This window comes from Streptomyces sp. SID14478 (assembly GCF_010548525.1).
Classification (GTDB): domain Bacteria; phylum Actinomycetota; class Actinomycetes; order Streptomycetales; family Streptomycetaceae; genus Streptomyces.
On the sequence record NZ_JAAGMG010001013.1, the window covers coordinates 1 to 429 of the forward strand.

The 429-nt window shown below is 77.6% G+C and carries 1 protein-coding gene; it reads right to left on the bottom strand.

Translation table 11 applies throughout. The annotated features are described in order from the left end of the window. Positions 1-429 (bottom strand): helicase-associated domain-containing protein (locus G3I40_RS32615; protein WP_164306221.1); only part of this gene is annotated, 429 nt, incomplete at both ends.

Genomic DNA, 429 nt, shown 5'->3' on the forward strand with positions numbered 1-429 from the left:
CCCATGGAGCGCAGGCCCTCCAGGAGCGTGCCGGGGTCGACCTGGGCGGCCAGGACGGTGGGCGCGAGCCGGCGCAGGCGCAGCGTCGCCGCCCGCTTGTCGGCGAGGATCTCGCTCATCAGGGCGTCGTCGTCGCAGCGCACGTACGCGGAGGCCGCGCCGATGCGCAGATGGCCGTGGCGGCGGGCCACGTCGTCGATCAGGTAGGCCAGCGGCTGGGGGACCGGCGTCCGCGCGTGCCGGGCGAGGAAGGCGTGCAGGTCCGAGGCGGTGCGTCCGGCGTCCAGGGCCCGCCGCACCGACCCCGGCGTGAACCGGTAGACGGTCGCCCCGCCCTTCGACTCGACGTCGGCGAGGACGGCGAGGGCCTCGCCCAGCGGGCGCTCCAGCGGGCCCGGGGCCACCGCCGTGAGGTCCGCCTGGAGCAGC